The 24,890-nt window shown below is 60.8% G+C and carries 31 protein-coding genes and 1 riboswitch; of the genes, 14 read left to right on the top strand and 17 right to left on the bottom strand.

Annotated elements, in window-relative coordinates:
• Positions 1-39: 39 nt before the first annotated feature.
• Genes hpxZ through hpxW form a run of 4 tightly spaced genes read right to left on the bottom strand, consistent with a single transcriptional unit; the run spans position 40 to position 3,599 of the window.
• Positions 40-426, bottom strand: a complete 387-nt coding sequence (hpxZ, locus tag OSH03_RS04200) for an oxalurate catabolism protein HpxZ (RefSeq protein WP_266178343.1) — start codon at positions 424-426, stop codon at positions 40-42.
• Entirely contained in the window at positions 423-1,820 is a 1,398-nt protein-coding gene (locus OSH03_RS04195; protein ID WP_266178342.1) for an AtzE family amidohydrolase, read from the bottom strand. The genes hpxZ and OSH03_RS04195 overlap by 4 nt, the downstream gene beginning before the upstream one ends.
• Positions 1,817-2,005: an oxalurate catabolism protein HpxX gene (gene hpxX / locus OSH03_RS04190; protein ID WP_266178341.1), complete on the bottom strand. Its 189-nt coding sequence runs from the start codon at positions 2,003-2,005 to the stop codon at positions 1,817-1,819. Before hpxX ends, OSH03_RS04195 begins: the two co-directional genes overlap by 4 nt.
• A 10-nt stretch (positions 2,006-2,015) precedes the next feature.
• Entirely contained in the window at positions 2,016-3,599 is a 1,584-nt protein-coding gene (gene hpxW / locus OSH03_RS04185; protein WP_266178340.1) for an oxamate amidohydrolase, read from the bottom strand.
• Positions 3,600-3,743: 144 nt separating this feature from the next.
• Between hpxW and hpxU the strand changes: the two genes are divergently transcribed.
• The 7 genes from hpxU (at position 3,744) to hpxK (ending at position 10,115) form a co-directional block, all read left to right on the top strand.
• Positions 3,744-4,583, top strand: a complete 840-nt coding sequence (gene hpxU, locus OSH03_RS04180; RefSeq protein WP_047346836.1) for a MurR/RpiR family transcriptional regulator HpxU — start codon at positions 3,744-3,746, stop codon at positions 4,581-4,583.
• A gap of 191 nt (positions 4,584-4,774) precedes the next feature.
• Positions 4,775-5,557 (top strand): transporter substrate-binding domain-containing protein, encoded by a 783-nt coding sequence (locus OSH03_RS04175; protein WP_041910577.1) that lies wholly within the window; start codon positions 4,775-4,777, stop codon positions 5,555-5,557.
• 4 nt (positions 5,558-5,561) lie between these two features.
• Complete coding sequence (locus OSH03_RS04170) at positions 5,562-6,227, top strand: amino acid ABC transporter permease (protein ID WP_266178339.1); 666 nt, start codon at positions 5,562-5,564, stop codon at positions 6,225-6,227.
• The gene (locus OSH03_RS04165) at positions 6,227-6,883 is read left to right on the top strand and encodes an amino acid ABC transporter permease (protein WP_080328162.1); all 657 of its coding nucleotides are present in this window, start codon (positions 6,227-6,229) and stop codon (positions 6,881-6,883) included. The genes OSH03_RS04170 and OSH03_RS04165 overlap by 1 nt, the downstream gene beginning before the upstream one ends.
• Positions 6,864-7,601, top strand: coding sequence for an amino acid ABC transporter ATP-binding protein (locus OSH03_RS04160; protein WP_008499843.1), 738 nt, complete (start codon positions 6,864-6,866; stop codon positions 7,599-7,601). Before OSH03_RS04165 ends, OSH03_RS04160 begins: the two co-directional genes overlap by 20 nt.
• A gap of 13 nt (positions 7,602-7,614) precedes the next feature.
• Positions 7,615-8,856: a pyridoxal-phosphate-dependent aminotransferase family protein gene (locus OSH03_RS04155; protein WP_266178338.1), complete on the top strand. Its 1,242-nt coding sequence runs from the start codon at positions 7,615-7,617 to the stop codon at positions 8,854-8,856.
• Positions 8,853-10,115, top strand: coding sequence for an allantoate amidohydrolase (gene hpxK, locus OSH03_RS04150; RefSeq protein WP_266178337.1), 1,263 nt, complete (start codon positions 8,853-8,855; stop codon positions 10,113-10,115). The genes OSH03_RS04155 and hpxK overlap by 4 nt, the downstream gene beginning before the upstream one ends.
• Here the strand turns inward: hpxK and OSH03_RS04145 are convergent.
• Positions 10,081-11,082: a magnesium transporter gene (locus OSH03_RS04145; RefSeq protein WP_061098633.1), complete on the bottom strand. Its 1,002-nt coding sequence runs from the start codon at positions 11,080-11,082 to the stop codon at positions 10,081-10,083. The two genes, hpxK and OSH03_RS04145, sit on opposite strands and share 35 nt — an antisense overlap.
• 60 nt (positions 11,083-11,142) lie before the next feature.
• Positions 11,143-11,312, bottom strand: a riboswitch (M-box (ykoK) riboswitch).
• A 155-nt stretch (positions 11,313-11,467) separates the two neighbouring features.
• Here OSH03_RS04145 and OSH03_RS04140 point away from each other — a divergent pair.
• The gene (locus tag OSH03_RS04140) at positions 11,468-11,971 is read left to right on the top strand and encodes a DedA family protein (protein WP_266178336.1); all 504 of its coding nucleotides are present in this window, start codon (positions 11,468-11,470) and stop codon (positions 11,969-11,971) included.
• 1 nt (position 11,972) lies between these two features.
• Here OSH03_RS04140 and OSH03_RS04135 read toward each other — a convergent pair whose 3' ends face one another.
• A complete protein-coding gene (locus OSH03_RS04135) occupies positions 11,973-12,722 on the bottom strand; it encodes an SDR family oxidoreductase (RefSeq protein WP_266178335.1) in 750 nt (249 codons plus the stop codon).
• A 100-nt stretch (positions 12,723-12,822) separates the two neighbouring features.
• Here OSH03_RS04135 and OSH03_RS04130 point away from each other — a divergent pair, with 100 nt between their 5' ends.
• Positions 12,823-13,182 carry a winged helix-turn-helix transcriptional regulator gene (locus tag OSH03_RS04130; protein ID WP_061098630.1) on the top strand — a complete coding sequence of 120 codons (360 nt, stop codon included), beginning with the start codon at positions 12,823-12,825 and terminating at the stop codon, positions 13,180-13,182.
• A gap of 1 nt (position 13,183) precedes the next feature.
• On the opposite strand, the gene OSH03_RS04125 is transcribed toward OSH03_RS04130, so the two are convergent.
• The gene (locus tag OSH03_RS04125) at positions 13,184-13,978 is read right to left on the bottom strand and encodes an SDR family NAD(P)-dependent oxidoreductase (protein WP_266178334.1); all 795 of its coding nucleotides are present in this window, start codon (positions 13,976-13,978) and stop codon (positions 13,184-13,186) included.
• 125 nt (positions 13,979-14,103) lie between these two features.
• On the bottom strand, positions 14,104-14,547 hold the full coding sequence (locus OSH03_RS04120) for a winged helix-turn-helix transcriptional regulator (protein WP_266178333.1): 444 nt from the start codon (positions 14,545-14,547) through the stop codon (positions 14,104-14,106).
• 152 nt (positions 14,548-14,699) lie between these two features.
• Between OSH03_RS04120 and agp the strand changes: the two genes are divergently transcribed.
• Entirely contained in the window at positions 14,700-15,941 is a 1,242-nt protein-coding gene (gene agp, locus OSH03_RS04115) for a bifunctional glucose-1-phosphatase/inositol phosphatase (RefSeq protein WP_266178332.1), read from the top strand.
• 33 nt (positions 15,942-15,974) lie between these two features.
• Here the strand turns inward: agp and OSH03_RS04110 are convergent, their stop codons facing one another.
• Both OSH03_RS04110 and wrbA read right to left on the bottom strand, forming a co-directional pair.
• Positions 15,975-16,202, bottom strand: coding sequence for a YccJ family protein (locus tag OSH03_RS04110; protein ID WP_028012649.1), 228 nt, complete (start codon positions 16,200-16,202; stop codon positions 15,975-15,977).
• Between the two features lie 18 nt (positions 16,203-16,220).
• A complete protein-coding gene (gene wrbA / locus OSH03_RS04105; protein ID WP_041910554.1) occupies positions 16,221-16,817 on the bottom strand; it encodes an NAD(P)H:quinone oxidoreductase in 597 nt (198 codons plus the stop codon).
• Positions 16,818-17,209: 392 nt separating this feature from the next.
• On the opposite strand from wrbA, the gene OSH03_RS04100 reads away from it, so the two are divergent.
• The 4 genes from OSH03_RS04100 (at position 17,210) to OSH03_RS04085 (ending at position 19,273) form a co-directional block, all read left to right on the top strand.
• On the top strand, positions 17,210-17,380 hold the full coding sequence (locus OSH03_RS04100) for a con-10 family general stress protein (protein WP_001273664.1): 171 nt from the start codon (positions 17,210-17,212) through the stop codon (positions 17,378-17,380).
• 116 nt (positions 17,381-17,496) lie between these two features.
• Complete coding sequence (locus OSH03_RS04095; protein ID WP_266178331.1) at positions 17,497-18,414, top strand: DMT family transporter; 918 nt, start codon at positions 17,497-17,499, stop codon at positions 18,412-18,414.
• Positions 18,415-18,475: 61 nt separating this feature from the next.
• Positions 18,476-18,745 (top strand): type II toxin-antitoxin system TacA family antitoxin, encoded by a 270-nt coding sequence (locus tag OSH03_RS04090; protein WP_008499829.1) that lies wholly within the window; start codon positions 18,476-18,478, stop codon positions 18,743-18,745.
• Between the two features lie 27 nt (positions 18,746-18,772).
• Positions 18,773-19,273, top strand: coding sequence for a GNAT family N-acetyltransferase (locus OSH03_RS04085; protein ID WP_266178330.1), 501 nt, complete (start codon positions 18,773-18,775; stop codon positions 19,271-19,273).
• 58 nt (positions 19,274-19,331) lie between these two features.
• On the opposite strand, the gene rutG is transcribed toward OSH03_RS04085, so the two are convergent.
• Genes rutG through rutA form a run of 7 tightly spaced genes read right to left on the bottom strand, consistent with a single transcriptional unit; the run spans position 19,332 to position 24,766 of the window.
• Entirely contained in the window at positions 19,332-20,654 is a 1,323-nt protein-coding gene (rutG, locus tag OSH03_RS04080) for a pyrimidine utilization transport protein G (RefSeq protein ID WP_266178329.1), read from the bottom strand.
• Between the two features lie 21 nt (positions 20,655-20,675).
• Positions 20,676-21,170, bottom strand: a complete 495-nt coding sequence (rutF, locus tag OSH03_RS04075) for an NADH-dependent FMN reductase RutF (RefSeq protein ID WP_023327078.1) — start codon at positions 21,168-21,170, stop codon at positions 20,676-20,678.
• Between the two features lie 9 nt (positions 21,171-21,179).
• The gene (locus tag OSH03_RS04070; RefSeq protein ID WP_151412865.1) at positions 21,180-21,770 is read right to left on the bottom strand and encodes a malonic semialdehyde reductase; all 591 of its coding nucleotides are present in this window, start codon (positions 21,768-21,770) and stop codon (positions 21,180-21,182) included.
• Positions 21,771-21,779: 9 nt separating this feature from the next.
• Complete coding sequence (gene rutD / locus OSH03_RS04065; RefSeq protein ID WP_266178328.1) at positions 21,780-22,580, bottom strand: pyrimidine utilization protein D; 801 nt, start codon at positions 22,578-22,580, stop codon at positions 21,780-21,782.
• A 7-nt stretch (positions 22,581-22,587) separates the two neighbouring features.
• Positions 22,588-22,974 (bottom strand): pyrimidine utilization protein C, encoded by a 387-nt coding sequence (gene rutC / locus OSH03_RS04060; protein ID WP_061098621.1) that lies wholly within the window; start codon positions 22,972-22,974, stop codon positions 22,588-22,590.
• Positions 22,975-22,985: 11 nt separating this feature from the next.
• Positions 22,986-23,675, bottom strand: coding sequence for a pyrimidine utilization protein B (gene rutB / locus OSH03_RS04055; protein WP_266178327.1), 690 nt, complete (start codon positions 23,673-23,675; stop codon positions 22,986-22,988).
• Positions 23,675-24,766, bottom strand: coding sequence for a pyrimidine utilization protein A (rutA, locus tag OSH03_RS04050; RefSeq protein WP_041910549.1), 1,092 nt, complete (start codon positions 24,764-24,766; stop codon positions 23,675-23,677). The genes rutB and rutA overlap by 1 nt, the downstream gene beginning before the upstream one ends.
• Positions 24,767-24,890 lie beyond the last annotated feature (124 nt).

Below are 24,890 nucleotides of genomic sequence, written 5' to 3'. Positions count from 1 at the left end.
TGCGGTGTTTTGCCGGGTGGCGGCTGCGCCTTACCCGGCCTATGTCATCAAACTCACCTGCGCCGCAACAATGCGCCACCCAAACGCAAACCGCACCCACGTCTGCTGCTGGCGGCCAATACGTTCCGTGCCCTGGCGGGTAAACTCGGTGCTGCACACGGCATAATCCTCCCCGAAGGTGGTAATCACGGTGTGGCGCAGCGTCCGCTGCAATCCGGCAGTCGGGCGCGCCGCCCTAAAGGCGCGGATTTCATCGATCCCGTACAGGTTTTCACCCGCTCCCAGACGCACCGTGTTTTTGTCGTGCCAGAACAGCTCGTCCAGCACGGCAATGTTGTTGCTCACCAGCGCGTCTTCGTAGCGATAAAACGCGGTGGTCACCTCGGCCACCACCCACGGCAGGTTAATGTCATCATGATTTATCATGCTGCAACCTCCGCCGGACGGGCATCGGTGATGCCGCTCTCTTCCAGCACGCGCGCGACGCGCAGGCAGGCCTGCTCGTTAAACGGCGCGGCAATCAGCTGCAGGCCAATCGGCGCGCCATGAGCGGTGCGCAGCGGAACGGTGGTCACGGGCAGGCCCAAAAATGAAATTGGCTGGGTCAGCATCCCCATGCTGGCGCGGATGGGGAGCGGCTGACCGTTAATCTCCATGGTTTGTTCGCCGATCCGCGTGGCGCTGCGCGGCGTCGCGGGGGCGATCAGCACGTCGGCCTGGGCAAACAGCGCGTGAAACGCCTGCCGCGCCTGCGCGCGGAACCGCTGGGCCTGAATATACCAGGCGGAGGGGATCATCGCGCCTGCCAGCAGGCGTTCACGGGAGTGCGGCTCAAAGCGCTCGGGCTCGCGGCGAAGCGCGGGCAGGTACTGATTTCCCCCTTCAGAGGCGCTGATGATAAACGCCGCGGAGCGCGCCAGCTCGGCGTCCGGGAACTGTAATTCATCCTGCACGTCGAGCGCCTTCGCCACCCGCGCCACGGCGTCTCTGGCGTCTGCATCGCACCAGGTTGTGAAGTAGCCGCCGAGCACCGCGCAGCGCAGGCCGTCAAGGCCGCGATCGAGCAGGGGGCGCGTCTGCTCGCGCGAGCTCTCTGCCTGAAAACCGTCGCTGCCGTCCCGGCCCTGCAGCGCGTCGTACGCGGACGCCAGGTCGCACACCCGGCGGGCAAAGGGGCCGATATGATCCAGGCTCGCGACAAACGGATGGCTACCGGATCGCGACAGGCGGCCGAAGGTGGGCTTCAGGCCGTAGATGCCGCACAGGGAGGCCGGGACGCGAATCGACCCGTTGGTGTCGGTGCCGAGCGAAAAGTGCACCAGCCCGGCGGCCACGGCGGCGGCTGAACCGCCGGAGGAGCCGCCCGCAATGCGCGTCAGGTCGTGCGGGTTACGCGTCGCGCCGTAGTGGCTGTTCTCGGTGGTAAAGCCGTAGGCGTAGGCGTCCATATTCACCATCCCGGACAGCAGCCCGCCCGCGCTGCGCAGCTGGCGCACCGCGAAGCTGTCAGCGGCCGCGGCGGGGCGCTGGCTGAACAGCTCTGCGCCCGCGAGGGTGGTATGTCCGGCAACGTCGAACAGGTTTTTTACCGCGTAGGGCACGCCCGCCAGCGGGGGCAGGGGGCGCTTTTCGCGGCGCAGGGTGTCGATGTTCTCGGCCTCGGCGAGCATGCGTGCTTCCGTCACGGTGGTCCAGGCGTTGATCTGCGGATTAACGCGCGCAATCGCCTCCAGCGTCTGGCGGGCAATCTCATGGGCGCTCAGCTCGCCCGCGCTCAGCGCCTGTTGAATGTCGCTGATACTCATCTCGTGTAGCGTCATGCTTTATACACTCCTGCGATCTCCAGACGGTCGTCGAGCGGCAGCGCCATCAGCGGGGCGGCCATGCCGGCAATGCGGCTGAATTGTAATTGCAGCTCGGCGCGGCGGGCATCGTCCAGCGTCACGCCGAGCACGGACTCCATGTGCGCCAGGTACGCTGGCCAGTCGGGTTGTTGTGTCGTCATTATTTTCTCCTCAGAATCCGGCGGCCGCGCCGTTGCTGCGCGGGTCAAACGCCCCTTCAAACAGCCCGTTGGGGTGGCGGACAATCGCGCCCGCGTGGCCCATCGCTTCGCTAAAGTCGGGGAACATTTCCACCTCGTGCCCCCGCCCGCGAAGCTGAGCGACCGTCTCAGCGCTAAAGCGTCCTTCCAGTTTTAAGGTGTCTGAGGTTTGTCCCCAGGTGCGTCCCAGCAGCCAGCGCGGGCGGGAAATGCTTTCCTGCAACGGCACGCCCTGAACCACGTAGCGGGTAAAGAGCGTGGCCTGGGTTTGCGGCTGTCCGTCACCGCCCATCGATCCGTAGACCATCACGCGCCCGTCCTTAAGACGCGCCGCCGCCGGGTTCAGGGTATGGAAAGGCTGTTTGCCCGGCGCGAGGGCCAGCAGATGAGCGGGGTCGAGGCTGAACGACGCCCCCCGGTTCTGCCAGACGATGCCGGTATCGGGCAGCACCACGCCGCTGCCGAACTCGTGATAAATGCTCTGGATAAACGACACGGCAAGCCCGCTGTTATCCATCACCCCCATCCACACCGTATCGCCGGGCCCTTTTCCGGTGCCCCACGGCGCGGCGCGGCCGTCGTCAACCCTGTCGGCAAGCGCCTGCAGGGCGGCGGGATCCAGCAGACCCTGAATATCGGTTTTCAGCTCGCGCGGGTCGGTGATGTGGGCATCGCGCAGGCCAAAGGCCAGCTTTGTGGCTTCAACGATGCGGTGAATGGTGTCCGCGTCGTCGGCCTCCGCCATATTCAGGCGGTCGGTGATGCCGAGTATCGCCAGCGAGACCAGCCCCTGCGTCGGCGGGGCGTGGTTAAAGATCTCCCCCTGCTGATGCTGCAGCTTCAGCGGCGCGGTGCGCCGGGCAACGTGCGCGTTAAGATCGGCCAGCGTCACGGGCAGGCCCAGCGTCTCCATGCCGTGCGCCAGCACGTCCGCCAGCGGGCCGCGATAAAAGCTGTCCAGACCGTCCTCTACCAGGCGCGTCAGGGTTGTGGCCATGGCGGGCTGGTAAAAACGGCTTCCGACCTGCGGCGGCTTACCGTCCACCAGCCAGGTTTCCGCGAAGCCGGGGATGGCCTTCAGTTCGTCGAATTTACTGGCCGTGGCATGGGCCTGTGAGGCCGTGACCGGCGTGCCTTTCTGCGCATAGTCGATGGCGTCGCCCAGCAGGCGGGCCAGCGGCAGCGACTTGCCGGTCATCTCGCGCGAGACCTTCAGCGCCTCGTCCCAGCCGCTCACCGTACCGGCAACGGTCAGCGCCGCCAGCGGTCCGCGATGGGGAATGTGCGTAAGGCCGTCGTAGGCGGCAAGCGTTGCCCGCGATCCCGCCGCGCCGCTGGCGTCAATGGCGATGGGGTCGCCTTCCGGCGGCACGATAAGCCAGAAGCCATCGCCGCCCAGCCCGTTCATGTGCGGGTAAACCACGGCGATGGTGGCCGCCGCCGCGACCATCGCTTCAATCGCGCTGCCGCCTTCGCGCAGGACCGCCAGCGCGCTCTGGCTGGCAAGGTGGTGGGGCGCAACGGCCATGCCGTGCGTGGAGACATTGCTTTGCATGAGAAGTCCTCGTAACCCTGAAAGTTACAAGGCGCTGCAAAAGCTGTTCCAGTTCTGAGAGAAAAGTTTCAGTAAACTGGCACGTATAATGAATACGTATTAAAGAATGGCATAATGTGATGAAACAAAAGTTACAGAGGCGCTATGGAACAACTGGATGAACGTCTGAAAGCACAGTACCCGTCGCTGTCGCCGCAGGAGCAGCGGGTGGCGGATTTTATATTCGACCATTTTGACGACCTGATTAGCTACAACAGCGCCGAGCTGGCGCAGCTGAGCGGGGTGTCGAAAGCCACGGTGAGCCGCCTGTTTAAGCGTCTGGGCTATGAGAAATATAAAGATATGCGCGACGAGCTGCGCACCCTGCGCCAGAGCGGGATGCCGCTCACCGATAACCGCGATGCGGTGCAGGGCAATACGCTGCTGGCGCGCCACTACAAGCAGGAGATGGCGAACCTGACCCAGTGGGTCAATGCCCTTGACGCGCAGCAGTTTGCCGACGCCATGGCCTGCATGGTGAAGGCGCGGCGCATCGTGATTATCGGCATGCGTAACGCCTATCCGGCGGCGCTGCACCTGCGTCAGCAGCTGCTGCAGGCGCGCGGTCAGGTGCTGGTCCTGCCACAGCCGGGGCAGAGCCTGAGCGAGGAGCTGGTGGACTTAACGCCGGACGATCTGGTGGTGATGATGGCCTTTCGCCGCCGCCCGCGCATCATCCGCCCGCTGATGCAGCAGCTTCAGAGTAGCGGTATTCCGGTGCTGCTGATGTGCGAGCCGCAGGCCCACAGCCTGTTTCCGCTGGCGAGCTGGCAGCTTTGCGCCCCGCTGGACAGCGTCTCGGCCTACGACAGTTACTCCTCGGTCAACAGCCTGATCAACCTTCTGGCAAACGCCTTCCTGCATGAAATTCTCGATAAAGGCCGTCCGCGCATTCACGAAATTGCCTCCCTTTACCAGCAGTTGGACGAGCTGGAACAACGATAATGGGGCATCAGGCTGGTGCTTTGCATTAAAATGGTGCAGTAGACGGGTAGGGAAAACGCAGGTTTTTTTGGCCCGTCCTCGTTTTATCAGGCTTTAAAAGAATATTCCCCGCTTCGCCTTATCTGGCACATTAGTTGCAAAATCACATTCAAAGAATCTTTTGTTTCATGTTAACGTTACGGGGAAGCACCATGAAAAAACTGTTAATTGCACTGGCCGGGGCCGCCTGTCTCTTCACTCAGCTGCCGGCAAAGGCTGACCAGCTTCAGGATATCGAGAAGCGCGGCACTATCCGCATTGCCGTTCCGCAGGACTTCCCGCCGTTTGGCTCGGTGGGGACCGATCTGCAGCCGCAGGGCTACGACATCGATATGGCGCGCTATCTGGCGAAACAGATGAAGCTCAAGCTTCAGCTGGTGCCGGTGACCAGCGCCAACCGCGTGCCGTACCTGCAAACCGATAAGGTGGATCTGGTCATTTCCAGCCTCGGTAAAAACCCGGAGCGCGAGAAGGTGATCGACTTCAGCCGCGCCTACGCGCCGTTCTTCCTCGGCGTGTTTGGCCCGAAAGGGGCCGAGCTGAAGGACGCCGCCGCGCTGAGCGGGAAAACCATCGGCGTGACGCGCGGGGCGGTGGAGGACATGGTGCTGACCGGCCTGGCGCCAAAAGACGCCAACGTGAAACGTTACGAAGACAACAACACCACGCTCTCCGCCTACCTCTCCGGTCAGGTGCAGTACGTGGCGACCGGCAACCTCGTGGTGGCGGCCATTTCGCGCCAGAACGCGGATAAAGCCCCGGTGCCGAGCTTTATGCTGAAAGATTCGCCGTGCTTTATTGGCCTGAAGAAAAACGAACCGGCCCTGAAGGCAAAAGTGGATGCGCTGATTGAGCAGGGCATCAAGGACGGCACGCTGAACGGCCTGTCCGAGCAATGGCTGAAGGCCCCGCTGCCGGCAAACCTTGGCGCCTGAGCCGATGACGGAGCAACTTGATTTTTCAGCCCTCTGGCCGCACTGGCCGGAGCTGCTGGCGGGGCTGTGGGTCACCATTCATCTGACGGTAATGGCGACCGTCGGCGGGCTGGCAATCGGGATTTTCGGGGCGGCGATCCGCAGCGGACGCGCCACCTGGTTCAGCCGGATCTGGGGCGCGTACGTGGAAATCATCCGCAACACGCCGTTCGTGGTGCAGCTGTTTTTCATCGTCTTCGGCCTGCCGAATCTTGGCCTGAAGATGACGGCGGGGGAAGCGGCGCTGCTGGCAATGGTGGTGAACCTGGGCGCGTACAGCACCGAGATAATCCGCGCGGGCATTCAGGTCACGCCGAAAGGGCAGTGGGAGGCCGGGCGCGTGCTGGGGCTGACCCGTCTGCAGACGTTTATTCGCGTGGTGCTGCCGCCCGCGCTGCAGCGCATTTATCCGGCGCTGGTGAGCCAGTGCATCATCGTAATGCTCGGCTCGTCGGTGGTGTCGCAGGTCTCGTATGAAGAACTGACCTTCGCCGCCAACCTGATCCAGTCCAGAACGTTTTTGAGCTTTGAGGTCTATCTGGTGACAACCGGGATTTACTTAGCGCTGTCGATTACCCTGCGCCAGCTGATGATGGCGGCAGGACGTAAATGGCTGGGGGTGCAGGCATGATGACCACCTTTACCGACTGGGACATTATTCGCAACCTGCTGCTGGCCGGACGCTGGACGGTGCTGCTGTCGCTGGTGGCGTTTGTCGGCGGGGCGGCGGTAACGCTGCCGCTCCTGCTGCTGCGCCTGACGGGCGGGCGCACGGTGAAGCGCATCATCCGCGGCTATATCGAGCTGTTTCAGGGCACCCCGCTGCTGATGCAGCTGTTCCTGGCCTTCTTCGGCGTGGCGCTGTTCGGCATCGACGTCTCGCCGTGGACCGCCGCCTCGCTGGCGCTGACGTTTTACACCAGCGCGTTTTTGCTCGATATCTGGTACGGAAGCATTCGCGCCCTGCCGAAGGGGCAGTGGGAAGCCTCGCGCTGTCTGGGGCTGACCTTCGGCCAGACCCTGTTTCGCGTGGTCGCCCCGCAGGCGCTGCGCATCGGCATCGCCCCGACGGTCGGCTTTGCCGTGCAGGTGATCAAAGGCACCGCGCTGGCGTCGATTATCGGCTTCATCGAGCTGACCAAGGCCGGGACCATGCTGACCAACGTGACCTATCAGCCGTTTAAGGTCTTTGCGCTGGTGGCGCTCGGCTACTTTATTCTGTGTTATCCGCTGTCGCGCTACAGCCGCTATCTGGAGACGAAATTCAATGCCTCTCATCACCATTAATCAGGTGCAGAAGTACTACGGCGATAACCACGTGCTCAAGGGCGTCGATCTGGATATCGACATGGGCCAGGTGATCTCCATTATCGGGCGCAGCGGTTCGGGCAAAAGCACGCTGCTGCGCTGTATCAACGGCCTGGAAGGGTATCAGGACGGGAGCATCAAGCTGGGCGGCATGACCATTACCGACCGGGACTCTCAGGCGCGTGAAATCAGCCGCTCGGTCGGGATGGTGTTCCAGAGCTTCAACCTGTTCCCGCACATGACGGCGCTGGAGAACGTGATGCTCGCCCCGCGTCGGGTGCTGAAGAAAAGCGCCGCCGAATGCCGCGAGCTGGCTCAGCGCATGCTGGAGAAAGTGGGGCTTGGCGATCGTCTGGATTACTACCCGTCGAGCCTCTCCGGCGGCCAGCAGCAGCGCGTGGCGATTGCCCGCGCGCTGGCGATGTCGCCTAAGGTTTTACTCTGCGACGAGATCACCTCCGCGCTCGACCCGGAGCTGGTGGGCGAAGTGCTCAAGGTGCTGGAGCAGCTGGCGGCGGAGGGGATGACCCTGATCCTCGTGACCCATGAAATGAATTTTGCCCGCGAAGTGGGCGACCGCGTGGTGTTTATGCACCAGGGGAAAGTCTGGGAGCAGGGCGACAGCAAAACGCTGTTCGCCAACCCGCAGACCACGGAACTGAAGCAGTTCATCTCCTCCGTGCGCGGCCTCAACTGATAAGGACTGACAAATGGATATCGCACGCTTTCCGCAAATTAACCCGCCCCAGCGCCTGCTGATGGGGCCGGGGCCGATCAACGCCGACCCGCGCGTGCTGCGCGCCATGTCGAGCCAGCTGATCGGCCAGTACGATCCGGCCATGACCCACTACATGAATGAGGTGATGGCGCTCTACCGCGGGGTGTTCCGCACCGAGAACCGCTGGACGATGCTGGTGGACGGCACCTCCCGCGCGGGGATTGAAGCCATTCTGGTCTCCGCCATCCGCCCCGGAGACAAAGTGCTGGTGCCGGTCTTTGGCCGCTTTGGACACCTGCTGTGCGAAATTGCCCGCCGCTGCCGCGCGGAGGTGCATACCATCGAGGTGCCGTGGGGCGAGGTGTTCACCCCGGACCAGGTCGAGGACGCGATTAAGCGCATTCGTCCGCGCCTGCTGCTGACCGTGCAGGGCGACACATCTACCACCATGCTGCAGCCGCTCGCCGAGCTCGGGGCCATCTGCCGCCGCTACGACGTGCTGTTCTACACCGACGCCACCGCGTCGCTCGGGGGTAACGCGCTGGAGACCGACGCCTGGGGGCTGGATGCCGTCTCGGCCGGAATGCAGAAGTGCCTCGGCGGCCCGTCGGGCACCTCGCCGATCACACTCAGCCCACGCATGGAGGAGGCGATCCGCCGCCGTAAATGCGTTGAGGAGGGCATACGCACCGACGCCCACCGCGACGGCGACGAGGAGATGATCTACTCCAACTATTTCGATCTCGGCATGGTGATGGACTACTGGGGGCCGGAGCGCCTCAACCACCATACCGAAGCCACCACCGCGCTGTTTGGCGCCCGCGAGTGCGCGCGTCTGATCCTGCAGGAAGGGCTGGATAACGGCATTGCCCGCCACAGGCTGCACGGCGACGCGCTGCTGAAGGGCATTCAGGCGATGGGGCTGGAGACCTTCGGCGACCTGAAGCACAAGATGAACAACGTGTTGGGCGTGGTTATTCCGCAGGGCATCAACGGCGACCAGGTGCGTAAGCTGATGCTGGAGGATTTCGGGATTGAAATCGGCACCTCGTTTGGCCCGCTGCACGGCAAAGTGTGGCGCATCGGCACCATGGGCTACAACGCGCGCAAGGACTGCGTGATGACCACCCTGAGCGCGCTGGAGTCGGTGCTGAACTACCTGAAATTCACCACCACGCAGGGTGCGGCGATGCAGGCCGCGTGGGACCACTATCGCCGCGAGACGCCGCAATGAGCCCGGCGGCAGAACGGGTGATGGCCCGCGCCGACGCGCTGGCCGCCATCAGCGAAACCCCGGATGCGCTGACCCGGGTCTACCTCTCCACGCAGCATCTGCAGGCCAACCAGCTGGTGGGGCAGTGGATGAGCCTGGCGGGAATGACCGTCTGGCAGGACAGCGTGGGCAACATCTGCGGCCGCTATGAGGGCGCGCAGGAAGGGGCGCAGGCGGTACTGCTCGGATCGCATCTGGATACCGTGCGCAACGCGGGACGCTACGACGGCATGCTCGGGGTGCTCACCGCCATTGAAGTGGTGGACAGCCTGCACCAGCAGGGCGTGCGTCTGGCACAGGCCATCGAGATTGTCGGCTTTTGCGATGAAGAGGGCACCCGCTTCGGCATTACGCTGTTAGGCAGCCGGGGGCTGACGGGCACCTGGCCGCAGGGCTGGCTGGAAAAAGCCGATGCCAGCGGCATCAGCGTGGCGCAGGCGATGACCCAGGCGGGGCTCGATCCCGCCCGCGTGTCGAATGCCGCGCGCCGTCAGGAAGATTTCAGCGCCTATCTGGAGCTGCATATTGAGCAGGGGCCGTGCCTTGAGCAGGAGGCGCTCGCGCTTGGCGTGGTGGAGGCCATCAACGGCGCCCGTCGTCTGAACTGCCGCTTCACCGGCGAGGCCGGGCACGCGGGAACCGTGCCGATGCACCACCGCAGGGACGCCCTTGCCGCCGCCGCCGAGTGGATGGTCATCATTGAAAACGCGACCCGACAGCAGGGCGGCAACCTGGTGGCGACGGTTGGTGAGCTGCGCTGCCTGCCGGGGGCGGTGAACGTGATCCCCGGCGAGGTTCAGCTCTCGCTCGATATTCGCGGCCCGCAGGATGCACCGCTGGACAGGTTGCTCAACGATCTGCTGGAACATGCCCGGGCGATCGCATCGCGCCGCGGGCTGGCGTTTAGCGCCGAGGAGTTTTACCGCATTGCCGCCACGCCGTGCGATCTCCACCTGCAGAACGTGCTGGGGGAGGCCATCAAATCGGTACAGGGGCGCTCGCTGTCGCTGCCCAGCGGCGCGGGCCACGATGCGATTGCCATCGCGGAACGCTGGCCGGTGGGCATGCTGTTCGTGCGCTGCAGGGGCGGTGTCAGCCACCACCCGGCGGAATCGGTGATGGCTGAGGATGTCGCGCTGGCGATTGAGGCGTTTTCGCGTGCGGTGATTCAGCTGGCGGAACGCGCTACTCCAGCCCCAGCGTATACTGCGCGATCTTGAAGTAGATAATTAGCCCGGTACCGTCGATAAGCGTCGCGATAAACGGCGCGGAGACGACCGCCGGGTCAATGCCGCAGCGCTTGAGCACCATCGGGATCACTGACGACACAATCGCGCTCCAGAGCGTAATGCATACCAGCGTCAGGCTAACGATAAGCGTGATTTCCAGCCCGATACCCATCATCCAGGCGCGGATGCACCCGGCAATACCGAGCGTGACGGCAATCATCAGCGAGGTGGTCATCTCTTTGCGCAGCACGCGGCCCACGTCGCGCAGATGCACTTCACCCAGCGCCATGGCGCGCACCAGCGTGGAGGTGATCTGCGTTCCGCTGTTCCCGCCCGTGCCGATCAGCAACGGAATAAAGAACGCCAGCGCGATGGCGGACTCCAGCGCCTCTTCAAAGTGCTGGATCACCGAGCTGGTGTAGGCTTCCGCGACAAACAGCAGCAGCAGCCAGACGGAGCGTTTCTTCCACAGGCTGAAGGCGCTGGTTTCCAGATAGGGCTTCTCCAGCGGCAGCGTCGCCCCCTGGAGCTGGGCGTCTTCGGTGACGTCATCTTCCAGCAGATGGGCAATTTCGCGCTCGGTCAGGCAGCCGACGAGCTTGCCGTGGGTCACAACCGGCACGACGTCCGCCTCGCCGTGGGCCAGAAGCCCGGCGACATCAGCGCGTTCATCTTCCGGTTTGACCTGCAAAAACTGAGAAATCATCAGGCTTTTAATTGGCTGCACGGTATCCGTGACCTGCAATAATTTGCGCACCGCAATCATGCCCGCCAGGCGTCCATGGTCTTCAATAAAAATATGCGACGGAATATCATCGTCTTTTAATTTTTCGAAGAATTGCTCGCGCGCCAGCGCCACGCATAATGAAACGTCGAGGACGATAAAATCGGTATTCATATATTGCGCAACCGCGCTGTCGTTGAATGCCAGGTTTTGGTTGTGAATAGCGTAAGACATAGTGAATTCCCTTTGAATAATAATATCTCTCAGGGGCGAGCAAGACAGGGCATGTCGAAGAGGAGATCCCCACGTCCTGGGTTCAGCACTGTACACCGTATCCCGCAAGGGAAGTTATACTGACAAAGCCTTGATTCGACAGTGCCTGTTTTACCCTGTGCCGGTTCTCTCGAACCCACCAGAGCGATAACGTGTATTTGTACAGGAGCCTCGCCATAACGAGATCGTTGTAAAACGTGAGGAATAATACGCCTGTTTAAATTTACCGCTCAGAAAATTAAATAATGTTTAAGAAAGGTTTAGGTAAATCTTAATAATAAAATGTTGAGGGTTTATTTAAGGTTATTCCTTTTAAATGAAGGATTAATTAACGGGGGGGAGAAAAATGGCGTGGTTTGATAATCTGCTGAATCATTTTGCGCATTATCCCGCACATCTGTTCGCGCTGTTATTCGTGATGGCGCTGAGCAAGTCCACGGTGCTGATCTCCTCCGTGCTGCCGCCCGCCTCGGTGATGCTGCTGGCGGGCATCGGCGTCAGCCAGGGGAGCATGCATCCCGCGCTGGCGTGGCTCGCCGTGGTGCTGGGGGCAACGGCCGGTTCGGCGCTGAATTACCATATCGGCCAGCTGATGGGGCACACCCGGCTGGTCGCGCGCTTTACGTCGAAGCATGCCGCTACGTTTTTACGGGTTCAGCATCAGCTGCAAAAGAACGGCGTCTTCGTACTGTTTACGTCGCGCTTTCTGGCGGTGTTGCGCTATGTCGTGCCGCTGGCAGCGGGGATGCTCAGGCTGAACGCCGTCAAAGTTTACGCCGTCAGCCTGCTTTCCGCCTGCGCGTGGGCGGCGCTGTATGTCGGCGCGGTCACCGGCATCAGCGCCTTTTGATTTACAAACTCCCCATTCCGCCGTCCACCAGCAGCTCTGTTCCTACCGTGTAGCTCGACTCGTCTGACGCCAGATAGAGCGCGGCTTTCGCCAGCTCCGTTGTCGAGCCCATTCTGCCGAGCGGCACCAGCTTGATGATGTCCGCCATCATCGCGTTAAGCGTCTCTTCGCTTAAGCCCGTTTTCGTAAACGCCGGGGTTTCCACCGGGCCGGGGCTCAGGCCGTTGACGCGGATCCCGCGCGGCAGCAGCTCCGCCGACAGCGTGCGCGCCAGCGACAGCAGGGCGGCCTTGCTCGCGGCATAGACGCTGCTGGTGGGCAGGCCGATGCGGGCGCTCACGGAGCCGCAGAGGATCACCGACGACGGGTTATTCAGCAGCGGCAGCAGCGCCTGAATTAAAAAGAACGGTCCCTTCAGGTTGATGCCCATCAGACGATCCCAGGCCTCTTCCTGCCACGCTTCCAGCGGCGCGTGCGTCACGTCGCCTGCGTTGAGAAACACCGCGTCCAGGCGCGGCCAGCGGGCGGCGAGGGTTGCCGCCAGCGCGCGTTGCGCTGTGATATCTCCCGCATCGGTTGGGATCACCCAGGCCTTATCGCCCAGAATGCGCTCTGCTTCGGCGAGGGTGTCCGGGTTGCGTCCGGTCACGGCGACGCGCGCGCCTTCTGCGATAAACGCCTGCGCGGTGGCAAGACCAATGCCGCTGGTGCCGCCGGTAATCAGCGTATATTTATCTGTTAAACGACCCATGTTCTTCTCCTGAAAAGTCACTGGAGAAAGCACTATAGAAACGTTAGTATCGAAAGGAAACCAGGTACCAAATGGATACTAAAGAGGCAAGAGGTGTGCTATGGCGGAAATGCTGACTGAGTGCTGTGAAAAAAAATCTGAGGTCTATACCTGCCCGATGACGCAGTTTGTGAACCTGATTTCCGGCAAATGGGCAATCCCGATCCTCTATCGTCTGATTGTGATCAACACGCCCGTCCGCTTCGGCGATCTGCTGCGTGCGGCTGCCCCCATCACCCAGAAAGAGCTGACGAAGCAGCTGCGCCTGTTTGAGCAGCGCGGGCTGGTGACGCGGACGGTCTACCCGGAGATCCCGCCGCGCGTGGAGTATCAGATAACCGGGCTGGGGTTAACCCTGCAGGACGCACTCTCGCCGCTGGCCGCCTGGATGAGCGAGTACGGCGACCAGCTCGAACGTTAAGCTACTGCTTCACGTAGCGCGGTGCCGGAATACCGGTGCGCGCGCTGTTAAACAGCTCAAGGCGCGCCGCTTCGTAGCGAGTCCACAAGGTGGCGTCATGCATCGGCGGAATAGTGATCTGTTCGCCTTGATCCAGACCCGCCAGTGACGCATCGACCATATCGTCGGTGGTCATCACCGACCCTTCCGGCAAATCGTTCACCGTAACCCCTGAATGGCTCCAGATCTCCGTCGCGGTAGCGGCGGGCAGCACCGCCTGAATGCGCACGCTGCTGTCGGCAAATTCTTCCTGTAGCCCGCGGGTAAAGCTCAATACCCAGGCTTTGGTGGCGCTGTACAACGCGCTGCCCGCACGGACATGAAGCGATAGCACCGAGGCGATATTGATCAGCGTCCCGCGATTATTCTTCGCCAGGCGGGGCAGGATGGCGTAGGTCAGACGCATCAGCGCCGTGGTGTTGAGGGTGTTGATGGCCTGATGCTGCGCCACGTCGCCCGCGAGGAACGGCGCCATCTGCGCGGTGCCCGCGTTGTTTACCAGCGTATCGATGGCGGTATTGCGGCGCAGTTCCTCTTCCACGGCGCGGATCCCGGCTTCATCGCTGAGATCGGCCACCAGTATATCGACGGCCACGCCATAGCGCGCGCGCAGGTCGGCGGCGAGGGCTTTCAGGCGATCCTCGCGGCGGGCGACCAGGACCAGGCTAGCGCCGCGCGCGGCCAGGCGATCGGCATAGACGGCACCGATCCCGGAAGAGGCGCCCGTGATCAGGGCGGTGGTGATTTGCGTAGTCATCGTGTGTTACCTCAAGGCAAAGTGGGTTATTTGGTTTCAATATGAAACTGAATTAACTCTCTGCTATTTGGTTTTATAATGCAACCATTTTACTGAGCATTTTGTGCTTTTGCCGTTGGGAACGATCAGGAGGGGAGTTTAGCCACGATCTCTTCAGGCGTCAGCTCGCGCCCATCGTCGGCGATAAGCGCCAGTTTACGCAGCGGTTTGCGCTGTTCGCTATCGACGAGAACGGTGCCGCATTCGTTTTCCGCGAACAAAAATTCATTGCCCCACTGGGACAGGGCGACCAGCACCGTCTGGAGCGCGCGTCCCTTGTCGGTCAGAACGTACTCCTGCCAGGCGCTGCCGTCGGAGGCGGGCTGAAGCCGGAGGATACCTTCGTCGACCAGCAGCTTCAGCCGCGAGGTGAGCATGTTTTTCGCGATACCGAGGCTTTTCTGAAACTCGCCGAAGCGTTTAATCCCGCGCAGCGCGTCGCGAACGATCAGCAGCGACCACCAGTCGCCGATGATATCCAGCGAACGGGCGACGGGGCAGGGGCTCTCTTCAAGGCGGGTACGTTTCACGGTAAGGTCTCCGGTGGGGTGTGGTTTTATTATAAAACTAATTAGCGCCCACCGTAAGCACGTTAATCATCAGTTTGAGAAATGCTTCCCGAAAAAACTGTCACGAATCTGTCACACTCAGCGGAACATTAAAAAAGCGTGAGGAACGAGGGATGAGAAAAGCACTACTCGCAGTGGCCGTGGCAGGTACCCTTTCAATGACCTTTGGCGCACAGGCGCAGGAGACGCCGGAAGGCTATCAGCTGCAGCAGGTGTTAATCATGAGCCGTCACAACCTGCGCGCGCCGCTCGCCAACAACGGCAGCGTGCTGGAGCAGTCCACGCCGAAGCAGTGGCCGGAGTGGGACGTGCCGGGCGGTCAGCTCACCACCAAGGGCGGCGTGCTGGAAGTCTATATGGGCCATTACATGCGCGAGTGGCTGGCAGAGCAGGGGATGGTGAAGACGGGAGAGTGCCCAGCGGCGGATAGCGTCTATGCTTACGCCAACAGCCTGCAGCGTACCGTCGCCACCGCGCAGTTCTTCATTACCGGCGCGTTCCCGGGGTGCGACGTTCCCGTGCACCATCAGGAAAAAATGGGCACCATGGATCCGACCTTTAATCCGGTGATTACCGATAACTCGCCGGAATTCCGCGAAAAAGCGCTGAAGGCGATGGAGACCGAGCGGCAGAAAATGCAGCTTGGCGAAAGCTATAAGCTGCTGGAGCAGATGACAAATTACGTCGATTCCCCATCCTGCAAAGAGAAAAAAGTCTGCTCCCTGGCGGACGCGAAAGATACCTTCAGCGCCGACTATGAAAAAGAGCCTGGCGTATCCGGCCCGCTGAAGGTGGGTAACTCGCTGGTGGACGCGTTTACGCTGCAGTATTACGAAGGCTTCCCGGCCGACCAGGTCGCGTGGGGTGAAATCAAGACCGACCAGCAGTGGCGCGTGCTGTCGAAGCTGAAGAACGGCTATCAGGACTCGCTGTTTACCTCCACCGAGGTGGCGCAGAACGTGGCGAAACCGCTGGTGAAGTATATCGATAAAACGCTGGTCACCGAACAGGCGAAAGCGCCGAAGATCACCCTGCTGGTAGGGCACGATTCGAACATCGCTTCACTGCTCACCGCGCTGGACTTTAAGCCGTATCAGCTGCACGACCAGCAGGAACGGACCCCGATTGGCGGCAAAATTGTCTTCCAGCGCTGGCACGACAAAAACGGCAATCAGGAGCTGATGAAAATTGAGTATGTTTACCAGAGCGCGGAGCAGCTGCGAAACGCCAGCGTGCTGTCATTGCAGTCGCCCGCGCAGCGCGTGACGCTGGAGCTGAAGGGCTGTCCGGTGGACGCGAACGGCTTCTGTCCGGTTGATAAATTCAATGCGGTTATGAATAACGCGGCGAAGTAAAAGAGAACCCCCCGCGGCGGCGGGGGGAAACGCTTAGACGTTTTTACGTTCGATGGTTTGCTCGCCCCAGAAGAGCGAGTCTTTGTCCGTTTTTTCGAAGGCGCGAATCAGCACTTCATCGTTGCCTTCTTCCCAAATCTGCTCGGCCAGCTTTTCATCGTAGTTCGCGACTTCAAAGATAGCTTCGGCAATCTCCGGAGAGGTGTTGCGTAAACTTGCCCATTCGCCCACGTGGTGAGCTTTGGATTCCTGTGTTGGCATACTTTTCCTCCTGTTGGGTTAGCCGTTCAGTTTTTTAGCGAGACCCGCAACGTATTCACCCTGATAGCGGGCGATAGAGAGTTCTTCATTGCTTGGCTGACGTGAGCCATCCCCACCGGCAATGGTGGTTGCGCCGTACGGCGTGCCGCCGCGCACCTGGGAAACGTCAAACAGCTCCTGCGCGCCGTAGCCAATTGGCACAATCACCATCCCATGATGAGCAAGGGTAGTCCAGGTTGAGGTAATCGTCTGCTCCTGCCCGCCGCCGGTGCCGGTAGAGCTGAATACGCTGGCGAGCTTGCCGTACAGCGCCCCGGATGCCCAGAGCCCGCCGGTTTGATCGAGGAAGGTACGCATCTGGCCTGACATATTGCCGAAGCGGGTCGGGGTGCCGAAGATAATGGCATCATACTCCGCCAGCTCCTGCGGGGTGGCGACCGGGGCATTTTGGGTTTTTCCCCCGGCTTTGGCGAACGCTTCCGCCTGCATGGTTTCCGGTACGCGTTTTACCACAACCTCAACGCCGTCCACTCTGTTTGCGCCTTCTGCTACCGCGTGAGCCATGGTTTCAATGTGTCCATACATGGAATAATAGAGCACCAGAACTTTTGCCATTTTGCATCACTCCTCGTTGGTTTTTTCTGACAGCGGATCGCTGCGTTCATTTAAAGATATGACATCACGGCCAGACTGCAAAAATGAACGGCATTTCTTTGATTTATAACAATATGGTTACAATAAGGCTACTGTAGCAAAATGAAACAACTTTCTGGTCGCCGAATTTTAAAATGATAAGAAAGGCTTATAGATTTCCGTCGCGTTATCTCACCCGAAAGGCGGAGATCATGTTGCAGAATATTACCCGTGGCTTGCCGGATAGCCTCAGTCCACTAAGCTTAGTTTCACGCGGCACAGATAAAGGCCCTGTCCTTTAGCCGCGAGGTGAAAGAATCCTCTTTTACTGAATGCAATATGATGTCTAATGTTTCACACTCTGGAGGTTAGAGATGGCAAACCATCGTGGTGGTTCAGGTAATTTCGCTGAAGACCGTGAAAGAGCATCAGAAGCAGGTCGTAAAGGTGGCCAGTCTAGCGGGGGTAACTTCAAGAATGACCCTCAGCGCGCGTCAGAGGCTGGTAAAAAAGGGGGTAAAAATAGCCACGGCAGCAACAAGTAGTACGCTGGGTTGACTCCCTGCCGCCGGGTTTCCCGGCGGCTTTTTTATTTCTGCAACATTGAACTGTAACCAAAGGCAACGCACACTACAGAATTGATCTCACTTGCTGGTGTCGCATGTCCGTCTCACGCTTTAAATTCTCCATAAAACCGCAGGAAGCCATCCTTATTCTCATCACCATGTTCTGGGGCGGGACCTTTCTTGCCGTCCAGTACGCGGTAACCCTCAGCGATCCGTTCTTTTTTGTCGGCCTGCGCTTTGCGACGGCGGCGATAGCCGTGGGGCTGATCTCCCTTAAAACGCTGCGGGGTCTGACGCTGAAGGAACTCAAGGCCGGCGTGGCGATTGGGATTGCGATAGCGATGGGGTACAGCCTGCAGACGTGGGGTTTGCAGACCATCTCCAGCAGCAAATCTGCATTTATTACCGCCATGTACGTACCGCTGGTTCCGCTATTGCAGTGGCTCTGTCTCGGCAGAATTCCGGGCCTGATGTCCTGCATTGGCATCGTGCTGGCGTTTATCGGCCTGATTTTATTAGCCGGGCCGGAAAATAACCTGCTGGCGCTGGGGCCGGGCGAGATCATTACCCTCGTAGGTGCCATTGCCATCGCGGCGGAAATTATTCTGATCAGCGCCTGGGCTGGGAAAGTGGACGTCAAGCGCGTGACGGTGGTGCAGCTCGCGACGGCGTCGCTGGTGGCCTTCGCGACGATGGTGCCTGCCGGGAAGTCCGTGCCGCCGATGTCCACCGGGCTGGTGGTGGTCGCGCTGGGGCTCGGCATCTTCAGCGCCATTATCCAGGTGACCATGAACTGGGCGCAGCGCAGCGTATCGCCAACGCGCGCGACGGTGATTTATACCGGCGAACCGGTGTGGGCGGGTATTTTCGGACGACTCGCTGGCGAGCGTTTGCCGCTGCTGGCGCTGGTGGGCGCGGCGTTTATTGTCGCCGGGGTGCTGGTGAGCGAGGTAAAGCTCAGAAAGCGGCGGCGTGAAGCGAGTCATTTGACTGCTGAGAAAGGTTTAGATTGAAAAAAAGCGCAACGTTACTTAGGGTGTGTACGGATTAAAACCGTACACGGTGATGTAAACCATGCCAGCACTTAAAAAACAGCGTATCGATCTTCGCTTAACGGACGAAGACAAAACAATGATTGAAGAAGCGGCGGCGATGACGAATCAAACGATCACCCAGTTTATGGTGAACAGTGCGTCAGAGCGTGCTGCAGAGGTCATCGAGCAGCACCGTCGTCTCGTGTTGAACGAAGCCTCATGGAATGCGGTGATGGATGCCATCGACAATCCACCAGAGCCAAATGAACGCCTCAAGCGAGCGGCAAAACGTCTTCGAAACATGGAGTGAAGCGTCCTGGAAAATCTCACGATTGAAATGTTTTCAGAGGGAACCGATTATGATTTCGGGGATTTTGATTGTGGTGAACCCTCGCTAAATGCCTTTCTGAGAGAACACCTGGTGCGCCAGCACAATGGGCGAATTCTACGAGCCTACCTGCTTAAAGAGCGCGACCATCCGCGCGTGCTGGGTTATTACACGCTATCGGGAAGTTGCTTTGAGAGAGCGATGCTTCCTTCTAAGACTCAGCAGCGACGTATCCCTTATAGCAACGTACCCAGCGTGACGCTGGGACGTCTGGCTATTCATAAAGAACTACAGGGAAACGAGTGGGGAACAACGCTTGTTGCACACGCTATGCGCGTGGTTTACCTGGCGTCGCAGGCTGTGGGCGTACACGGAATATTTGTTGATGCCCTTAGCGAGCAGGCTAAACGATTTTATCTGAAGCTGGGTTTTATCCCGCTGGCAGGCGAAAATAGCCATTCTTTGTTCTTCCCGACAAGATCTATCGAACGGCTGTTTGAGCAGGCGTGATCGCTCTTAAGGAGCATGCAGGTCGGGTAAGGCGTAGCCGTCACCCGACATATCGATTTCACGAATCCTGATGCACCACGGCGCCCTGCGGCGCAGCGGCCATCCGGCGGCTCAGCAGGGCGTTAAGCAGGATCGCGCCGAAGGTCGCTGTACCAATCCCGCCAATCGTAAACCCGCCCAGCGTCAGGGCAAAATCGCCCGCGCCCAGCACCAGCGTGACGGCCACCATGATCAGGTTGCTGTTCTGGCTGAGGTCGACCCGATGCTGCACCCAGATGCGCGCTCCGGCCACGGCGATCAGCCCGAACACCACAATCGACGCGCCGCCGATGACCGGCGACGGAATGGTGTGGATCAGCGCGCCGAACTTCGGTGAGAAACCAAGAAGGATCGCCATGACCGCCGCCGCGACGAAGACCAGCGTCGAGTAGACTTTTGTCACCGCCATCACGCCGATGTTTTCCGCGTAGGTGGTCACGCCGCTGCCGCCCACGGAGCCTGAGAGCATGGTTGCCAGCCCGTCGCCGACAAACGCGCGGCCCATGTACGGATCCATGCTGCGCCCGGTCATCCCCGCGACCGCCTTCAGGTGACCTAAGTTCTCAGCCACAAGGATCACCGCCACCGGGGCGATAAGCATCATCGCCTGCGTGTTAAAGGTGGGCGAGGTCACCTGCGGCAGACCGAACCAGGCGGCCTGATGAAGCAGGGTAAAATCCACCGGCTTGCCCATGCCGAACACGTTCGCCAGCAGGGCGTAGATCAGACAGGCGACAATCAGCCCGACCAGGATCAGCAGCCGCTGGATCATCCCCCGCGTGAACACCGCCACCAGGCCGATGCACAGCACGGTTATAACCGCCATCCAGCTTTCAAACGGCGAAGCGGAGACGCTTTTCACCGCAATCGGCGCGAGGTTCAGGCCTATTGCCATCACCACTGCACCGGTGACGACGGGGGGCATCATCCGTTCGATCCAGCGCGTGCCGATCTTCATCACCACCAGACCAATCAGGGTGTACACCAGACCGCAGGCGATGATGCCCCCGAGGGCCACGCTCAGGTTGGGGTTGATCCCCTGGCCGTTAAAACCGGTGGTGGCGATGACCACTCCGACAAAGGCGGCGCTGGAGCCGAGATAGCTGGGCACGCGCCCGCCGGTGACGAAAAAGAACAGCAGGGTGCCGATACCCGACATCAGAATAGACAGGTTGGGATCGAGCCCCATCAGCATCGGCATCAGCACCGTCGCGCCGAACATCGCGACCGCGTGCTGGACGCCCATCACCATCGTCTGCCCGAGCGGGAGGCGTTCATCCGGCGCGACCACGCCTGCTTCTGTGGAGGTCGATTTCAACTGCCAGTGGGGAAATCCGAACATGGTCTGTCTCCTTAAAGCGCCTTAGCAGGCGGGTCGCATAAGCGCGTGGTAGCCGCGGTCAAACCACACCAGACCTTGCGGCGCGGGGTGGCGAATAATGGAAACGATGTCGCAAAACAGAATGTCGTGAGTACCGACGCTCACCACCTGGCTGATGCGGCAGTCAAACGAGGCCAGTGCATCCTCCAGACGCGGGCAGCCCGTGTCGCCCGTCTGCCAGCGGGCGGCGGCAAAGCGTTCTTCCATCGGCGTTTTGCCGCCAAACAGATTGGATAGCGGCTCCTGTCCGGCGCTCAGGGTATTCACGCACAGGGTGCGGTTCTCGCTGAACGTGGGCCAGACGGACGCGCCGCGGTTCAGGCACACCAGCAGTGTGGGAGGGGAATCCGTGACGCTGCATACCGCGCTGGCGGTAAAGCCCGCCATCCCCGCCGGGCCGTCGGTGGTGATGATGTTGACCGCCGCGCCAACGCAGGCCATAGCGTCGCGAAAGGTCTGTTTATCCGGTGTCGTCATAATCGCTCCTTACGCCAGCCCGCAGGCATCGTCGAAGGTCAGGCGCGGCAGGCGCCCGTAAAGTTTGCGCGTATCGCCATAGCCAATGTTGATCAGCAGGTTGCTTTTAAGCGTTGTGCCGGTGAAAAAGGCCTCGTCGACCTTTTGTCGGTCAAAGCCCGACATCGGGCCGGTATCCAGCCCGAGCGCGCGACAGGCGAAGATCAGATACGCGGCCTGCATTGAGCTGTTGCGAAAGGCCGTCTCTTCCGCCAGCGCGGGGCTTGCGGTAAACCAGCTCTTTGCATCGCCGTGCGGGAACAGCTCGGGCAGGCGCTCGAAGAATTCCCCGTCCCAGGCGACGATGGCCGTGACCGGGGCGGTAAGCGTTTTCTCGAGGTTGCCGCTGGAGAGCGCCGGGCGCAGCTTCTCTTTTCCCTCTGCGCTTCGCACAAACACAATCCGCGCCGGGGAGCAGTTGGCGGAGGTCGGTCCCCATTTCATCAGGTTGTAGATCTCGCGCAGCGTCTCGTCGCTGACCGGCATATCCAGCCAGCCGTTGTGGGTGCGGGCGCCGGTGAACAGAGTTTCCAGCGCGGCGGGCGTAATGGCTTCGCTCATTAAAGCTCCTTATAAAGCGGGTTCAGGGCTGTGCAGCAGGCTGGCGAGCCCGTTCAGCAGCAGGGTGTTAAAGGTGTCCGGCTCGGTGACGTTGCAGGCATGCCCGCCCTGGCGCATCATCGTTTTGTGGGCGTGCGGGAGGGCGGCGTGCAGTTCAGCGGAACAGACGGACGGCACCAGCACGTCGTCGGCGGAACAGATAATGTGAACCGGGCAGCGAATGCGTGCGGCCTGGCGGCGGAAGTCGGCTTTTTTCAATGCGCTGAGCCTGTGCAGCAGATTGGTTTTACCCTGGAAATGGGCCAGCGCCAGCGCTTCTTCGGCCTCCAGACGCGGCGCGCGGGCGGCCATCCAGTCTGCCGGGTAGAGAAACAGCGGCTGCGCCTCGACCCATGCCTGCGCGCCGCCGGAATGCAGCAGCCGCTCGCGAACGTCAAAACAGCGGCGGGTGTGGGCATTGAGGGTCAGCCAGCCGTTGACGCACACCAGCGCGGTGAGGGCGTCGGGCCTGTCGAGAGCCAGCTGCAGGCCGACCAGCGCGCCGAGCGCGTGCCCGACGACGCTGTAGCGCGCAATGCCCGCGTCAGCCAGCGCCTGGGCGAGCTCGTCTGCCATCTGCGCAAGGCTGTAACCCTCCGGCAGGGTCTCGGGGTTATTGCCCGTTCCCCGCTGGTCATAGCACACCACCTGATATTCCGGCTCCAGCGCGGCCTGCTGGGGCAGCCAGTAGCTGCCGCTGCCGCCGAGACCGGAAATAAAGACCACCACGGGCGCACCCTCGTACGGCGGCGGCGAGACGGAAAGTTTCATGCCTGCCTCACTTCGCAACGTGCGCAACGGTGGCGATCTCAACCAGCGCGTCCGGTTTTACCAGCCCGCACTGAATGCAGAACCGCGCCGGTTTATCGCCGGGGAAGAACTCGGCGTAGATTTCGTTAATCGCGGCGTAGTTTTTCCAGTCGGTGATAAAGATGCTGTTGAAGGTCACGTCCTCCATGGTGCCACCCGCCGTTTCGATGACGGTTTTGATCGTCTCCAGCACGTGGCGGGTTTGCGCCTTTGGGTCGTTGATAAACACCACGTTATTGTCTTTATCAAACGGCAGCGTGCCGGAGACGTACACCACGCCGTCGGCGAGGGTGCCGGGAACAAACGGGGCAATGGGCGTGCTGGTCCCCGGCGGAATAATCACGGATTTCGGCATCAGGCGTCTCCTCAGGCGATACGGGCGAGCGGCGGGGTCAGGGCGTTGCAGAAATCGGCAACGTTACTGACCCAGCCAAAAAAGGTTTCGATATTGAACAGGGCGGCTTTCTGGGCGAACTCCGGCCCGGCCTGATGGGTCGCGTCCTCCAGCACCACGCCGAAATACTCAAGGAAAAAGCCGTCGCGCAGGGTCGACTCCACGCAGACGTTGGTGGCGATACCGGTGAAGACCAGATGGCGAATGCCCCGGCTGCGCAGCAGGCTGTCGAGCGGGGTATTGAAAAAGCCGCTGTAGCGCGGTTTCGGCAGGACGATATCGCCCGCCTGCGGCACCAGCTCGTCCACCAGCTGATAGTCCCAGCCGCCTTTGGCCAGCAGCTTGCCCTGCAGGTCTGGGTTCTTACGCATGGTTTTCAGGGCGTTGGACTTGTGGAAGTTGGGCGAGCCGGGGCCGCCTGCCTCGACGTACTGGTCATCCCAGCCGTTCTGGAACCAGATGATGAGCATGCCCGCCGCGCGCGCCGCGGCGACGGCGGTTTTGATGTTCTCGATCACAGGCCTTGTGGCGGAGACGTCGAACCCCGCCAGATCCAGATAGCCGCCTTTGCTGGCGTAGGCGTTTTGCATGTCCACCACGATCAGCGCGCTCTGCTGCGGCGCAAAGGTGATGGCTTCCGGGCGAGCGTTTAAGGTCGTCATTACGCCACCTCCTTCGTAACGGCAGGAATATGGGCGCGACACTGCATCAGAGGCTGGATGCGCTCGCCGAAGGTTTCCACGCCGGTGAGGAAATCATCGAAGGTCAGCAGGACGCCCTCCGCGCCGGGTACGGCTGCCACTTCGTCGAGCATTCTGGCGACGCTGGCGTACGAGCCAACCAGCGTGCCCATATTGATATTGACGGCGGAGGTCGGGTCGGCCATCTGGCGCACGTTGGTGTCTGCGCCGGAACGGGTGTCTTTCTGGCTCTGCTCGGTAAGCCAGCTCAGGGCTTCGTCGTCAGCGCCGTCCTTATATCGCTCCCATTTAGCGCGTGCGGCGTCGTCGGTTTCGTCGGCAATCACCATAAACAGCACGTAGGAGCCCACGTCGCGCCCGGTCTTGTCGGCGGCCTCTTTCATCCGCGCGGCGGTTGGGGCGAAGGCGGCAGGGGTATTAACGCCTTTGCCGAAGCAGAAGTTGAAGTCGGCGTATTTGGCGGAGAATTCCATCCCCGCGTCGCTCTGCCCGGCGCAAATCACCTTCATCGGCACAGACGGCTGCGGGCTGACGCGGCAGTCGTTCATGGTGAAGAAGTCGCCTTTAAAGTCGCTTTTGCCGGTGCCCCACAGGTCGCGCAGCACCTGCACGTATTCGGTCAGGTAGTCGTAGCGGCGGGAGAAATAATCGTCGCCCGGCCAGAGCCCCATCTGCTCGTACTCCGGTTTTTGCCAGCCGGTGACCAGGTTAACGCCGAAGCGCCCGCCGGAGATGGAGTCGATGGTGGAGGCCATGCGCGCCACGATTGCGGGCGGCAGGGTGAGGGTGGCCGCGGTGGCGTAGATCTGGATCCGCGAGGTGACTGCCGCCAGCCCGGCCATCAGGGTGAAGGACTCCAGGTTGTGGTCCCAGAATTCAGTTTTGCCGCCAAAGCCGCGCAGCTTGATCATCGAAAGCGCAAAGTCGAAATGGTAGTGCTCCGCTTTTTGCACGATGGCTTTATTCAGCTCAAAGGTCGGCATGTATTGCGGTGCAGTGGTCGAGATAAGCCAGCCGTTGTTGCCGATGGGTACAAATACGCCAATTTTCATCACGAACCTCTCTTCATTACGTCGCAGGTGTAACGGTGGTTTTGCAAAGGCAATGCCAGTTTTGAAAACGGCTGTGTTATTAATGTGTTAATCAGAGGTTGGGGAATTGATGCCGCTAAATGTG

This window comes from Enterobacter nematophilus, assembly GCF_026344075.1.
Taxonomy (GTDB): Bacteria; Pseudomonadota; Gammaproteobacteria; order Enterobacterales; family Enterobacteriaceae; genus Enterobacter; species Enterobacter nematophilus.
The sequence above is the reverse complement of the archived record's forward strand: the minus strand, read 5'-3'. Positions and strand labels throughout refer to the sequence as shown.

Bases quoted from the DNA above. Each gene is read 5' to 3' on its own strand.
- hpxZ (WP_266178343.1), bottom strand. From the start codon at position 426: ATGATAAATCATGATGACATTAACCTGCCGTGGGTGGTGGCCGAGGTG.
- OSH03_RS04195 (WP_266178342.1), bottom strand. From the start codon at position 1,820: ATGACGCTACACGAGATGAGTATCAGCGACATTCAACAGGCGCTGAGC.
- hpxX (WP_266178341.1), bottom strand. From the start codon at position 2,005: ATGACGACACAACAACCCGACTGGCCAGCGTACCTGGCGCACATGGAG.
- hpxW (WP_266178340.1), bottom strand. From the start codon at position 3,599: ATGCAAAGCAATGTCTCCACGCACGGCATGGCCGTTGCGCCCCACCAC.
- hpxU (WP_047346836.1), top strand. From the start codon at position 3,744: ATGGAACAACTGGATGAACGTCTGAAAGCACAGTACCCGTCGCTGTCG.
- OSH03_RS04175 (WP_041910577.1), top strand. From the start codon at position 4,775: ATGAAAAAACTGTTAATTGCACTGGCCGGGGCCGCCTGTCTCTTCACT.
- OSH03_RS04170 (WP_266178339.1), top strand. From the start codon at position 5,562: ATGACGGAGCAACTTGATTTTTCAGCCCTCTGGCCGCACTGGCCGGAG.
- OSH03_RS04165 (WP_080328162.1), top strand. From the start codon at position 6,227: ATGACCACCTTTACCGACTGGGACATTATTCGCAACCTGCTGCTGGCC.
- OSH03_RS04160 (WP_008499843.1), top strand. From the start codon at position 6,864: ATGCCTCTCATCACCATTAATCAGGTGCAGAAGTACTACGGCGATAAC.
- OSH03_RS04155 (WP_266178338.1), top strand. From the start codon at position 7,615: ATGGATATCGCACGCTTTCCGCAAATTAACCCGCCCCAGCGCCTGCTG.
- hpxK (WP_266178337.1), top strand. From the start codon at position 8,853: ATGAGCCCGGCGGCAGAACGGGTGATGGCCCGCGCCGACGCGCTGGCC.
- OSH03_RS04145 (WP_061098633.1), bottom strand. From the start codon at position 11,082: ATGTCTTACGCTATTCACAACCAAAACCTGGCATTCAACGACAGCGCG.
- OSH03_RS04140 (WP_266178336.1), top strand. From the start codon at position 11,468: ATGGCGTGGTTTGATAATCTGCTGAATCATTTTGCGCATTATCCCGCA.
- OSH03_RS04135 (WP_266178335.1), bottom strand. From the start codon at position 12,722: ATGGGTCGTTTAACAGATAAATATACGCTGATTACCGGCGGCACCAGC.
- OSH03_RS04130 (WP_061098630.1), top strand. From the start codon at position 12,823: ATGGCGGAAATGCTGACTGAGTGCTGTGAAAAAAAATCTGAGGTCTAT.
- OSH03_RS04125 (WP_266178334.1), bottom strand. From the start codon at position 13,978: ATGACTACGCAAATCACCACCGCCCTGATCACGGGCGCCTCTTCCGGG.
- agp (WP_266178332.1), top strand. From the start codon at position 14,700: ATGAGAAAAGCACTACTCGCAGTGGCCGTGGCAGGTACCCTTTCAATG.
- OSH03_RS04110 (WP_028012649.1), bottom strand. From the start codon at position 16,202: ATGCCAACACAGGAATCCAAAGCTCACCACGTGGGCGAATGGGCAAGT.
- wrbA (WP_041910554.1), bottom strand. From the start codon at position 16,817: ATGGCAAAAGTTCTGGTGCTCTATTATTCCATGTATGGACACATTGAA.
- OSH03_RS04100 (WP_001273664.1), top strand. From the start codon at position 17,210: ATGGCAAACCATCGTGGTGGTTCAGGTAATTTCGCTGAAGACCGTGAA.
- OSH03_RS04095 (WP_266178331.1), top strand. From the start codon at position 17,497: ATGTCCGTCTCACGCTTTAAATTCTCCATAAAACCGCAGGAAGCCATC.
- OSH03_RS04090 (WP_008499829.1), top strand. From the start codon at position 18,476: ATGCCAGCACTTAAAAAACAGCGTATCGATCTTCGCTTAACGGACGAA.
- OSH03_RS04085 (WP_266178330.1), top strand. From the start codon at position 18,773: ATGTTTTCAGAGGGAACCGATTATGATTTCGGGGATTTTGATTGTGGT.
- rutG (WP_266178329.1), bottom strand. From the start codon at position 20,654: ATGTTCGGATTTCCCCACTGGCAGTTGAAATCGACCTCCACAGAAGCA.
- rutF (WP_023327078.1), bottom strand. From the start codon at position 21,170: ATGACGACACCGGATAAACAGACCTTTCGCGACGCTATGGCCTGCGTT.
- OSH03_RS04070 (WP_151412865.1), bottom strand. From the start codon at position 21,770: ATGAGCGAAGCCATTACGCCCGCCGCGCTGGAAACTCTGTTCACCGGC.
- rutD (WP_266178328.1), bottom strand. From the start codon at position 22,580: ATGAAACTTTCCGTCTCGCCGCCGCCGTACGAGGGTGCGCCCGTGGTG.
- rutC (WP_061098621.1), bottom strand. From the start codon at position 22,974: ATGCCGAAATCCGTGATTATTCCGCCGGGGACCAGCACGCCCATTGCC.
- rutB (WP_266178327.1), bottom strand. From the start codon at position 23,675: ATGACGACCTTAAACGCTCGCCCGGAAGCCATCACCTTTGCGCCGCAG.
- rutA (WP_041910549.1), bottom strand. From the start codon at position 24,766: ATGAAAATTGGCGTATTTGTACCCATCGGCAACAACGGCTGGCTTATC.